The 12,324-nt window shown below is 31.0% G+C and carries 8 protein-coding genes; 2 read left to right on the top strand and 6 right to left on the bottom strand.

Annotation, left to right across the window (positions count from 1 at the left end):
* Positions 1–21 precede the first annotated feature (21 nt).
* Positions 22–2,598 (bottom strand): TonB-dependent receptor, encoded by a 2,577-nt coding sequence (locus CLU82_RS04735; protein ID WP_100842004.1) that lies wholly within the window; start codon positions 2,596–2,598, stop codon positions 22–24.
* 419 nt (positions 2,599–3,017) lie between these two features.
* Between CLU82_RS04735 and CLU82_RS04730 the strand changes: the two genes are divergently transcribed.
* Positions 3,018–5,492: a mechanosensitive ion channel family protein gene (locus tag CLU82_RS04730; RefSeq protein WP_100842003.1), complete on the top strand. Its 2,475-nt coding sequence runs from the start codon at positions 3,018–3,020 to the stop codon at positions 5,490–5,492.
* A 75-nt stretch (positions 5,493–5,567) separates the two neighbouring features.
* Here the strand turns inward: CLU82_RS04730 and CLU82_RS04725 are convergent, their stop codons facing one another.
* Together CLU82_RS04725 and CLU82_RS04720 are read right to left on the bottom strand one after the other, a co-directional pair.
* Positions 5,568–5,981, bottom strand: a complete 414-nt coding sequence (locus CLU82_RS04725) for an Rrf2 family transcriptional regulator (RefSeq protein WP_100842002.1) — start codon at positions 5,979–5,981, stop codon at positions 5,568–5,570.
* A gap of 208 nt (positions 5,982–6,189) precedes the next feature.
* Entirely contained in the window at positions 6,190–7,050 is an 861-nt protein-coding gene (locus tag CLU82_RS04720) for a hypothetical protein (RefSeq protein ID WP_100842001.1), read from the bottom strand.
* A gap of 475 nt (positions 7,051–7,525) precedes the next feature.
* Between CLU82_RS04720 and CLU82_RS04715 the strand changes: the two genes are divergently transcribed.
* Entirely contained in the window at positions 7,526–10,303 is a 2,778-nt protein-coding gene (locus CLU82_RS04715) for a TonB-dependent receptor (RefSeq protein ID WP_100842000.1), read from the top strand.
* Between the two features lie 91 nt (positions 10,304–10,394).
* On the opposite strand, the gene CLU82_RS04710 is transcribed toward CLU82_RS04715, so the two are convergent.
* Genes CLU82_RS04710 through CLU82_RS04700 form a run of 3 tightly spaced genes read right to left on the bottom strand, consistent with a single transcriptional unit; the run spans position 10,395 to position 12,314 of the window.
* The gene (locus CLU82_RS04710) at positions 10,395–11,246 is read right to left on the bottom strand and encodes a YgcG family protein (protein ID WP_100841999.1); all 852 of its coding nucleotides are present in this window, start codon (positions 11,244–11,246) and stop codon (positions 10,395–10,397) included.
* Entirely contained in the window at positions 11,246–11,683 is a 438-nt protein-coding gene (locus CLU82_RS04705; RefSeq protein WP_100841998.1) for a TPM domain-containing protein, read from the bottom strand. The genes CLU82_RS04710 and CLU82_RS04705 overlap by 1 nt, the downstream gene beginning before the upstream one ends.
* A 43-nt stretch (positions 11,684–11,726) precedes the next feature.
* Positions 11,727–12,314: a LemA family protein gene (locus tag CLU82_RS04700; protein ID WP_100841997.1), complete on the bottom strand. Its 588-nt coding sequence runs from the start codon at positions 12,312–12,314 to the stop codon at positions 11,727–11,729.
* Between the last annotated feature and the right edge of the window lie 10 nt (positions 12,315–12,324).

Here is a 12,324-nt window from a genome sequence, read left to right as displayed (position 1 = left end):
ATTTTTTAGATTTTGAAATTGTTACAAAGAATATTTCAATGTAATTCCATAGGTTCTTTGATCTCCCAATACAGCAGCGTATTGTCCAGCATTTCCACCAGCGGGTAATAATTGCTCGTAGTAATCTTTGCCTAAAAGGTTACGTCCCCAGAAGTGAACTGATAAGCCATCTGATGTACGGAAGCCAAAACGGCCATTAAAAATAGCGTAACCAGGAACTACTAAATATTTTGAAGCTGAAGGGCTTGATGAGAATTCAGAGCGAGCGTAACCATCAAGAGCGATGAAAAATTTCCCAATATTTCCGAAGAATTTAGCATTTTTAGTGTACTCACCACCTAAGCTACCTGCCCATCTTGAAGCACCTGGTAAATCAGTTCCAGATACATCTTTAAAACTCACTGCAACACCATCTACGGTAGTTCCAGTTTCTTCTAATGGAAGTGGTGCATTTGTAAATTTAACATATTTGGCATCTGTATAAGTTGCAGCCCCATTAATGCTAAAATGTCTGTTGATTACGAAGCTAGCATCTAGTTCTGCACCTTTTACGCGTACTTTATCTGCGTTCGCAAGATATCCACGATTAACACCTAATTCAGCAGCTTGAACGTTGGTTTGAAAATCTTTAATATCAGTGTTAAAAACTGTCAAGTTTAATATAGAGTTCTTAAAAGGTGAAGTTTTTATACCTGCCTCATAATGATTTACACTTTCAGGTTTAACTACTGCAAGATCTGATAAAGTCTGACCTGCTGGTGGTGTAGGAAGTCCAGCTACATTTACACCCACTGGCTTGTAACTCTTTGCATAAGTTGCATAAGCATTGATTTTATCAGACACTTTGTATGTTACTGTAAAGTTTCCAGAAAAGTCAGTGTTATCAATTTGTGATGCGAATTCTTGATCTGTATATACTTTCTTTTTCAAGGCAAGTAATGCTGGGTCAGTAGTTTGAATTCCTCCATAAGTTTTACGTTCGTAATCAGCATCTTTATTATCATAATTGTATCTTAAACCTGGTAATACGTGTAAACGTTCAGTAATTGCCCAGTCCAATTGTCCAAAAATAGCTGCACTTGTTGAATGTATTTTGGCATCGGTGTGTATACCGTATCCTTCAAAAAGACCTGGAGTTTTCCATAATGGACTTTGTGAATCTTGAGCAAATCTCCATTGTGCATTTCCTGATTCTTCTGTACCGTTTGTTTTTGATGTTTGGTCAATAAAAAAGATACCAGCGACACCACTTAATTTAGAAGTAAGTTGACCTGCATAACGTAGTTCTTGAGTTATTTGAGTTTGTCTTGAAGGGTTTTGTGATTTTGCAAGTTGTTGTAATCCTGTAAAATCCCTGTCATTAGATGGATCCCATGTCCAAAAACGCCAAGCAGTAGTTGAGGTTAGTGTTCCGTTTCCAATTTTTGTATCAATATTAAGGGAAGCTCCACCTAAATCTTGGTTAGAACGCCATGGGGTATCGTGATCAATCTTACGGTCAAAAGCATTCAAACTTGGAAGTTGGTAATTTAAATCAGCTATGATTGCATTAAATTGACGGTAGCCAGCTCTTTGTGTCGGTGCAACACCTGCAACAACTTGAGCATATCCGTCATTATGTTGAGTTGTAATATCTCCTGCTAATGTAATATTGGTGTTTTCAGTTGGAGTAAATAACAATTGTCCTCTAATACCTTGATTGTTTAGCGTATTAGTTGGTCTTCCTGTTACGATATTATCTACTAAACCGTCACGTTGTGTGCCAGAAAAAGACAAACGACCTGCAATTTTTTCACTCAAAGCTCCTGTAACTGAAGCCTTGGCTTGTAAAAAGGCATAATTTCCATAACTTACTTCGAAATCAGCACCTGGTGTAAAACTTGGCTTACGTGTAGTTATGTTAAAAGCACCTGAAGTTGTATTTTTACCAAACAATGATCCCTGTGGTCCACGCAATACTTCAATTCGTTCAACATCAATAAAATCTAAAGTTGTTGCTGCTGGACGAGCATAGTATACACCGTCAACATAAAATCCAACACCTGGATCAATACCATCATTTGTAAGTCCAAAAGGAGAACCTAGGCTACGAATATTAATTCCTGTATTTCTTGGATTTGAAGAATACAATTGTACTGATGGAACTAATTCTTTAATACGATTTACGTTAAAAGATCCAGATTGTTCAGCTTGTTTTCCTGTAATTACGGATACAGCAATCGGAATGTCTTGTACTTTTTCTATTCTACGTCTTGATGTAACTACTACCTCAGATAGTACTTTTTCTTCACCAGTAGAAATAGTTATTTGTAAAGGCTTATCATTAGTTGGTAGTGCGGTTATTTTAATTTCTTTAGTATTATAACCAGCATATTGTACAATAATTGTAAAGGGAAGTTCTTTGGCTTCTATAGTAAATTTACCATTAACATCTGTGGTTGAAGTATTGGTAGTTCCTTTCAAAACGATATTAACCGCTTCAATAGGCTCATCTTGATCGTTTTTTACTACTCCTTCTAAAAGGGTCTGACCATATGAGGTTGAGAAAATTAATAAAAAGAATAAACTTGAAATTGTTTTTATTGAAATTGTTTTCATTATTATGTATATTATATGTAATTAGTAGAATTTAAATTAAATTTTTTTTTTGTAATCTTCTAGCACATACACATACAACATATTTTGAAAAAGTTTTTTCTTGTAGTTTGAAAATTTGATGTCTTATTTGTTTCCCTGACAACATTTTTGTTGGTTTGATTCGCTTGCATTTTTTTAGTTTTGATTGTTAATCATACGTTAAACTCGGTGCAAATATATAATTAATTCTATAAAATTAGTAGAATTAATAAATATTTTTTCATTTTTTTTTATAGAGGATATAATTAACCATAATTTGACTCTTGGATTTATACTAAGCATGGAATAATTATTCATTAATCTTGCTGTTTATTTTGTATTCTTTTATTTATTAATTTAGAGTCTTACTTGATAGAGCTAAACCAAATAGATATTTAATTATGGATACTAAATATAAACCAATCAGAATATTTTTTTTAGTTGTTTTATTTATTTGGAATTTTACTGTTTTTGCACAAGTTAATGGAAGTGAAATTGATATAACTAAAAATAAACAAACAAAAAAAGTAGAAAACATAAAAGGTTATTTAGGCCTTGGTCCTGAAAAAAGTAAAGAGATATTTAATGATAATTCTGCTCGAAGGAAGCAGAAAATTGTTTTTGATGAAATTGATAAAGAAATTCAAAATGCTGATTTCATCCTAAAAACAGGCGTTGATTATAAAAGCTTTACTACTGAATTAGAATATGTAATTGACCTTAAGAAAAAGGCCGTTGATGGAATTATAAATAACAAAAATGATTTTCAAACAGTTAGAAACATCACAGTAACGTTGGTTATGCTTAAGGAATTACTAACGCGAATAGATATTCAGTTAGTTAATGTTAAGAATAACAGTGATCAACTTACTCAGATTCAAAATAAAATTGATTCTTTGACACTTGATCAATCTATTTTTTTTGTTCCAAAAGATTCTTTGAATAAAGTTTTGTATTACAATAAATTTAATGAGATGAGTGATGAAATTTCGCTCGTAAATAGCAAGTTTAGGAATGCTTTGGATAGTATTGGAGAACTTGATGTAAGAGGGAATAAATTCAAATTTGAGTTGCAAAATGATATTGTTGTAACTGATAATATTAGAAAAAATGAATTTACTAAGTTGTTTTCTAATACTGATCATATATTTAAACATAATCCAGGTGAAAAGTCATTTTTAGAATCTTTTAGGTATTCAATAGAAAAGGAGATAATCATATTGTTATTTTTTATTTCTAATCATATGGATACTGTTTCTATGATGGTTTTGTTTGTTATCTGCATTATTGTTTATCTTTTTTTTCTAAAACATAAGTTTAATAATTCTGGAATTTATCATGATGTAAAATTGTCCAAGCAAATTTTTAAACATCCTGTTGCGTCTGCATTATTGATTTCTTTTACCTTATTTAATTTCTTTTTTATATTTCCACCTTTCGTTTATACAGCATTAATATGGTTGATTTCTATTTTTGCCTTAACTATTGTAAATAAAGAAATTGATAGCGAGCAGAATAAAAAAATTTGGAGAATTTATGTCTTTTTAATCTTATTGGGCTTATATGATAATAATATTTTAATTCACTCTGTGATTGAAGTTTATTTTATTTTGTTTTTAGGACTGGCAACAAGTTTATACAGTTATTATATTCTTTTTAAGAGCAAAATTATATTAGATAATTTATTTAAATATAGCTTGTATACAGTTATTGGATTTGAAGTTTTGTCGATCATTTTTATTTTAATGGGTAATTATAATTTAGGAAAAATATTGATGATTAATGGTTTAATAACTATTTTGATGTATTACTTATTTACAAATACCTATAAGTTGATGGTTGTAATTCTAAATTACACCAAGTATCTCGGTGAAACGGAGGAGGAAAAGAAAATGGATATTGCTTCCATTGAAAATATTCAAATTTCTTCATCAGTTATTTTTATTTTAGTAGCAGGCTGGATAGTTTCTATTGGTAAAAACTCTTATTTTTTTCAGACAATAGTAGATCCTTTTGCTAATTTTTTTAATGAAAATAGGACATTAGGAGATATTAATTATACCTATTTGAGTATTGTTATATTCTTTTTAATATTGGTTATATCAGTATTATTAACCAAAATTGTTTCTTTTTTGTCGACCAATACATCAACAACAGATTCGGGTGCAAAAGGGAATAAATTTGGTAGTTGGCTTTTACTTATCCAAATCGCCATATTTGCTATTGGCATAACGATTGCTTTTGCTTCTGCAGGAATACCAATAGATCGATTAACAATTATTATTAGTGCATTGGGAGTTGGTATTGGTTTTGGTCTGCAAACGTTAGTTAATAATTTAGTTAGTGGTCTCATTATAGCTTTTGAAAAACCAGTAAATTTAGACGATATTATTGAGGTAGGTGGACAATCAGGTAAAATGAAATCAATAGGAATCAGAAGTAGTGTTGTTGCCACTTTTGATGGAGCCGATGTTATTATTCCAAATGGAGATTTATTAAAGGAACATTTAACAAACTGGACATTAGGTAATAATAAAAAAAGACTTGAAATTAATGTAGGGGTGGGGTATGGAACCGATTTAGAAAACGCAAAAAAAATATTGATCGAGGTAATGCAAAACCATTCTTTGATATTAATAAATCCTGCTCCAGTTGCTTTGGTTACAAATTTTAATGATAGTTCTATCGATTTTATTGTTAGATTTTGGGTTGGACACATTAGTCTCGCCAATGAAGTAAGAAGTGATATGTTTATTGCTATAGATACTGCTTTTAAAGCGAATAATATTGAAATTCCTTTCCCCAAACGTGATGTTTATATCAAGAAAACGACAACAATCTCTGAGTTAGAAATAAAAGAAGATGATGAAAAATAAATTCTGCTATTACATAAAACCCAAAAACCGTCCAAAATTTTGAACGGTTTTCTGTATAAGTATTCTAAAGCTATTTTATTTGTTAACTAAAGAAGCAATTGTAATTCCTTGCATTGCTTTTAAAGTTTCATCTCTAATAATCATCAAACCGTGACGTAAATTGCATTCGGATTCTGTTTTACAGTCAGAACAAGGTTCGTAAAAGTTTAATGAAGCACAAGGTAATAAAGCAATAGCTCCATCAAATAATCGGTGAATATCGGCTAAAGTAATTGTTGATTTGTCTTTTAAAAGATAATAACCACCATACTTTCCTTGTTTACTTCCTACGAAATGACCTCTTTTTAAATCCAACAAAATTTGTTCCAAAAACTTTTTAGGAATAGAAGCTTCTTCCGCTATTTCAATAGTTTTTGAAATATGGTTTTCATCTTGTTTTGCTAAATAGAGTAGTGCTTTAAGAGCATATTTGGTTTTATGTGAAAGCATTATGGACGGATTAACGGTTAAAATGAATACGAAATTGTCTGAATTCTTTTTTAAAGTTTTTTTGAAGAATCAAATATAGTTCTTTTTTTAAATTTTGGGAACTTAATTTTAAAAGCATCGAATTAAAGATATCATTAAAAATACAAAAGTCACTTCGTTGATGAGGTGACTTTTTTTGTATTATTGTTTATATTTAAATAAATATCTTTTATTTTTTAACATAAATTGGACTTCTTTTTAATAAATAGGAAACTGCATCCATCCAACTGTCTTTAAAATAAAATACTGGTTTACGAGTTTGTGTGTAAATTTTTGTAGCATTTTTATACATATCAAAATACACTGTGAAATAATAATGTAGCTCTGTATTTGCATTTGCTACACTATAATCCTCTACTTTGGCTTTTTTATCGTTGTCACTAATTTTGACATTTCCAGTATTATAACCTGTTGAGGTTGTACTGGTCGCAGTTGTATACGAAACTTTGGCAGCTACGATATTATCTACACCTAATATTTTTTCTAAATCTTCAATTGGCGTGTCATCAATATTGTTATGGTCTATTCCTGCTTTATGTAATAAGCTATTGGTTGTTCTTAAATCTTGAACAGTAAGTGGAAAAATATTAGATGATTTGTCAATCAGTTTATTATACAAATCGTTTTGAGCAAATTTTGCCATATCTTCTGAACCCTGTTGGTTATCTGAGTTAACATAAGGAATAGGCAATACAGCAATAGTATTGGCTTTTATTTCTCCATTGGCAGCGGTTTGTACAGGTGAAGAGTTATTGGGGGTATTACTGTTTTGAGATGTGTCAAAAGTCTGTGAACGGCCACTTGAAAAATCAATACGAGCAATTTGTGAAATGTTCAGTACATTTTGTAATGATTCGTTTGGCAATGAGTATTCTAGCTCTTTATCAGATATTTTAGATATGGTACACTCTATAATCTGATAATCTCTTTTTATTATTTTATCTAACTTTTTTGTACTTCCTGTTTGAGAAAAACCAAAAATTGTACTTAATAAAAATAGAATAACAGTAATGTTTTTTTTGAATTTCATAGTAGTTATGCTTTAGTTTAAACCTATAAAGGTTTTGTTATTGAATCTTTAATCTCTTTAATTAAAAATGGGTATACTACAAATTTAATATAAAACTTACAGACATTGAGTATAGTTGTTATGTGTTTTACTAATTTTATTTTTTTTAAGAGTCATTAAATCAATGTTTTATTTAAATATTTGGCGATGCTTCTCGATAAAAAATAAAAAAATACTGAATTCGGTTAAGTTTGAAATTAGTTTGTTGTGACGTAAAGTCCGAATCTTTTTTATAATCCGGTTATAGTTTGTGCTTTTTAATTTTGCTTCTTTTTTTTTTAATAAAAATAGAAAGAAATAAGTTTTTGTCAAACACGATCTGTATCGGACATTTAGGAATAGACAATATGTTAAACTTTTTGTAAGGAATTTTAGGATTAAACATTTAATTAAGTAATTAGCTGTAATTATTACACTTATTAATTAAAACTCATTCATGTCGAAATTTTACTATTTTATCTTACTGGTTTTTATTTGTTCTTATGTATCTGCACAAAATTCAATTTCTCTAAAAGGAAAAGTTATTGATGAAACTACAAAATCTCCAATTGAATCGGCAACGGTCTATCTTTCCAGCATAAAAGATTCAACAGTTATTGCTTATACTATTACTGATAAATTTGGAAAATTTGATTTTAAAACAAAAAAAAGCAATAAGCCATTACATTTAAAAGTGTCTTTTGTTTCTTATCAAGATTATAAAATTGAATTAAAAAGTATTGAAGAAGGTAAAGATTTTGGAACAATAGCCCTAAAAGAAGCCGTGAAATCACTCGATGAAGTGGTGGTGAGAAGTCAAGCTCCGCCAATTAGAATTAAGAAAGATACATTAGAATTTAATGTGTCATCGTTTAAAGTTCGACCAGATGCCAATGTTGAAACTTTATTAAAACAATTACCTGGGGTTGAGATTGATTCCGATGGAAAAATCACCGTTAACGGAAAAGAAGTAAATCAAATTTTAGTAAATGGAAAACCTTTTTTTGATAAAGATGGGAAAATTGCCTTGCAAAATTTGCCTTCGGACATCATCAAGAAAGTTCAGATTACGGATACTAAAACAAAGAAAGAAGAGAATACAGGTGCAGTATCTAGCTCTAATAATGCTAGTATCAATTTGACTATTGACGAGGATAAAAACAAAGGTTTTTTTGGAAAATTTATGGGAGGAGCGGGGTCAGATTCTCGATATGAAAGTAGTGCACTCGTAAATTATTTTAAAAATAAAAGGAAGATTAGTGTTCTAGCTTCATCCAATAATATTAATTCTACGGGGTTTTCTATGGATGAAATTTTTGACAACATGGGAGGAGGAAGAAATACTAATGTTTGGATGAATAGTAATGGTACATTTGGAATTAATGGAAGGCAGTTTGGAAGTGGAAACGGTATTACTCGCTCCGATTTAGTTGGAATCAATTACTCTGATGAATGGAGGAAAGACTTAGACGCCACATTAAGTTATTTTTATTCTGCTGCTAATACTAAAAATGACAACATAACGAATCAGGTCAATTTTTTGCCTTCAGGTGATTTTGCTACAAGATCTAATTTTAGCTCAAATGAAGACAGATATACTCACAATATTGCATCAGTTTTCGAATTTAAAATAGATTCTACAACATCAATTATACTTGAGCCTAATTTTACCAAAGCCAATTCTAAAAAAGGTATTGTTTCAGAACAATTTTCATTCGATGCTCAAGATGCATTGCTTAACTCGAGTACTTCTGATAACTTTTATGAAAATGATTTAAATGGGTTTACTAATACTTTATCCTTCACTAAATCATTTAAAAAGAAAGGTAAATTTCTAAGTATAGTTTTTAGAAATGATAACTCTGTCAATACAAATGATGATTATATTGACTCTAAAACGGTTTTTAACCAAGATGGAAAGCCAGACGATATTCGAAAGCAGCTTAATGAAACTAAAAATATACGAGATAATTATTTTACAGAAATTGAGTTTACTCAGCCAGTTACCGATTCTCTAAAAGTGAAATTAGGGGTTGAATATAAATTTGAGCAAAAGAAAGATAATAGAGATTCTTTTGATTATGATGAGAATAATAAATCCTATTCTGTTGTTAATGATGAATTGACGAATATTTTTAATTCCACCGAAAATACATTTTCACCAAATACGGGTATAATTTTAAATAAGAAAAAAGTTAATTTATATTTAAACCTAGGAACAACGATAATAAACTTTGATAATAAAGGTGATTATTTGAATGTTGTTACGAGTTTAAATAAAGAATATGTCTTGCCTTATACTAATGCTTATGCTTCTTACGCGTTTTCTAACAATAAAAATATATCGGTAAATTATAATTATTCATATAATCTCCCTACATCGAAACAAGTGCTGCCGATAGAAGATTTGGCGGATCCATTAAATACTTTTATAGGGAATCCAAATCTTGATTTGAATAAAAATCATGGTATTTATTTGTCGTATCGAAATTTTGATTTTGCTACTCGCTCTGGTTACGGACTTTATTCAGGAGGGAATTTTTATGATAATCAAGTTGTGGCTTCTGTGAGTTATGATGATAATAGAAAACGAACTACAACCTATGAAAATGTTGCTGGAACGTATAATTCTTGGCTAGGTTTTTATTGGAATAAAACTATTAAAAACGAAGCTCATACATTTAAGTATGGATTACGATTGAATAATAATTTCAACTTTTCAAAAGGATTTACGGATGATGAATTGTACACTGCAAAAAGCTATGTATTTTCTCCAAGAATAAATTTCGGGTATGATTATGGAGAAATTTTATCAATAAATCCATCATATGAGTATTCTTATAATAAAACGAGTTTTACAAATTATAATGTAGATCAGGCAGATTATTTTACACATAAACTCAATCTTCAAGTAACAAATTATTGGCCTAAAAATTGGACGTTTGGTAACGATTTTGGATATACTTATAATTCGAATATATCTCCAGGATTTAAAAAAGATTTTTTCTTGTGGAATACTAGTTTAGCATATAGTTTTTTCGAAAAGAAATTTATGGCAAAAGTAAAAGTGTATGACCTTCTAAATCAAAATCAAAGCGCCACGAGAATGATAACTCCAACAACTATTGTAGATGAGCAAAACACGGTATTAAAACGTTACGTAATGTTTTCATTGACTTATAAACTTGAAAAGTTTGCAGGAAAAGAGAAAAAATCCAATAGAATGATGTTTTAAAAATATAAAAAAATGCCTTCAGATTCTGAAGGCATTTTTTTATATAATTATAATTTCAACTTAAAAGTTTTATTGAATACTGAATTTAATTTTACCAGCCTCCACTAGAGCCTCCACCAGAGAATCCACCACCACCAAAACCTCCGCCGAAGCCACCGCCTCCAAATCCACCGCCTGAAGATCCTCCTCCAAATCCGCCACCGCTGCCTCTTCCGAGACTGCTTAGAAGGATAACATCCATTAGGCTGGGACCGCCACCACCACGGTTGCCAGAGTTTCCGCTGCCACCACCTTTATTTTTGGATAGCAATATCAAAACGATGATAACGATGACAATGATCGGGAAAACAGGAAAATCTTTTCCTTTGGTTTGTTGTTTGCGCTCTCCTTTGTATTTTCCTTTAAAAACATCAAAAAGAGCATCGGTTCCTTTGTCTAAACCACGATAATAACTGCCTGCTTTAAATTCGGGAATAATAATATTTCGTATGATTTCACCACCAGTTCCAGCAGTTAATTTATCTTCAAGTCCATAACCAGGATTTATCGCTATTTTTCTTTCGGCTTTTGCCAAAAGTATTATAACACCGTTATCGTCTTTTGCAGTTCCTCCAATTCCCCATGTTTGTCCCCATTTGGTTGCCAATTGACTTACGTCTTCATTTTTGAGACTCTCTATAGTGATTACAACAATTTGAGTAGTGGTAGAATCAGAGTATTTGATTAGCTTTTCTTCGAGCTGTGCTTTTTCCTGCGGGCTTAAAACATTTGCATAATCATATACCGAAGTTTGAAAACTAGGCTTTTCCGGAATGTCAAATTGTGCAAATAGAAAATTACTGTTTAAGAAAAGGAAAACATAAAAAATTAATTTCCACTCAGTTTTTGTTTTCTGACTTTCGACTTTTGACTTTCGACTTTCTGACTTTTGTCTTAGTTCCATTATCCTCTTGATATTTCGTTAGATAATTCATTGGTGTCTCCTTCTTGCCAAGGAAAATGCTCTTTGAGTTTTTCTCCAGCTTTTAAGATACCATCGATTAATCCTTGTTTAAAATTCCCCTGTTTAAATTGTGTAATCATGACATCACGAGTACTGTCCCAAAAAGTATTGGTTACAATATCATTTATGCCTTTGTCTCCACAAATAACAAAAGTTTTGTCCTCGACAGCCATATAGATTAAAACACCATTTTGTAATTGGGTCTCATCCATTTTTAAATCTTGAAAAACTTCCAAGGCACGATCATAGGCATCAAGCGAAGTCGTTTTCTCTATATGTACTCTAATTTCGCCCGAAGTGTTTTTTTCGGCTATACGAATAGCCTCAACAATTTCTTGCTCATCTTCTGGGCTTAAAAAATCTTCTACTTTTGACATTGTATAAGTTTTAAAAACCCCGCCTAAGCGGGGTTATATTTTTTTAGAATTTTACTTCAACAGGTTTTTCAGCACCAGCTACTGATTGGAAATAAGCTTTTTCTTTGAAGCCAAACATTCCAGCAAACATAGAGTTAGGGAACGTTTTGATATGCGTGTTATATGGCATAACAGCTTCGTTAAAACGAGTACGAGCTGTCAAGATTTGATTTTCAGTACTAGCCAATTCGTCTTGTAATTTTAAGAAGTTTTCATTGGCTTTTAATTCTGGATATTTTTCTACTGTAACTAATAATTTTGATAATGAACTGCTTACGCCACTTTGAGCCGAGTTGAACGCTGCTAATTGTTCTGGTGAAATGTTAGTTGGATCAACAGTTACAGAAGTAGCTTTGGCACGAGCTTCAATTACTGCTGTTAAAGTACTTTTTTCAAAATCAGCGGCACCTTTTACTGTGTTTACTAGGTTTCCAATAAGATCATTTCTTCTTTGATAAGCTGTTTGTACATCTCCCCATGATTGCTCAACGGTTTGACCAAGTGTAACTGCTGTATTGTTTATCCCTTTAACCCAGCTGTAAATTCCAATAATTACTACTGCTCCGATAATCCAAGGCAAAAATCTTCTCATGTTTATTTAA

The organism is Flavobacterium sp. 5 (assembly GCF_002813295.1).
Taxonomy (GTDB): domain Bacteria; phylum Bacteroidota; class Bacteroidia; order Flavobacteriales; family Flavobacteriaceae; genus Flavobacterium.
This window is presented reverse-complemented; position numbering and strand designations above follow the sequence as displayed.

Excerpts from the sequence above, each read along its gene's own strand:
- CLU82_RS04705 (WP_100841998.1), bottom strand. The coding sequence starts at position 11,683 with ATGTCAAAAGTAGAAGATTTTTTAAGCCCAGAAGATGAGCAAGAAATT.
- CLU82_RS04700 (WP_100841997.1), bottom strand. The coding sequence starts at position 12,314 with ATGAGAAGATTTTTGCCTTGGATTATCGGAGCAGTAGTAATTATTGGA.
- CLU82_RS04730 (WP_100842003.1), top strand. The coding sequence starts at position 3,018 with ATGGATACTAAATATAAACCAATCAGAATATTTTTTTTAGTTGTTTTA.
- CLU82_RS04735 (WP_100842004.1), bottom strand. The coding sequence starts at position 2,598 with ATGAAAACAATTTCAATAAAAACAATTTCAAGTTTATTCTTTTTATTA.
- CLU82_RS04710 (WP_100841999.1), bottom strand. The coding sequence starts at position 11,246 with ATGGAACTAAGACAAAAGTCAGAAAGTCGAAAGTCAAAAGTCGAAAGT.
- CLU82_RS04725 (WP_100842002.1), bottom strand. The coding sequence starts at position 5,981 with ATGCTTTCACATAAAACCAAATATGCTCTTAAAGCACTACTCTATTTA.
- CLU82_RS04720 (WP_100842001.1), bottom strand. The coding sequence starts at position 7,050 with ATGAAATTCAAAAAAAACATTACTGTTATTCTATTTTTATTAAGTACA.
- CLU82_RS04715 (WP_100842000.1), top strand. The coding sequence starts at position 7,526 with ATGTCGAAATTTTACTATTTTATCTTACTGGTTTTTATTTGTTCTTAT.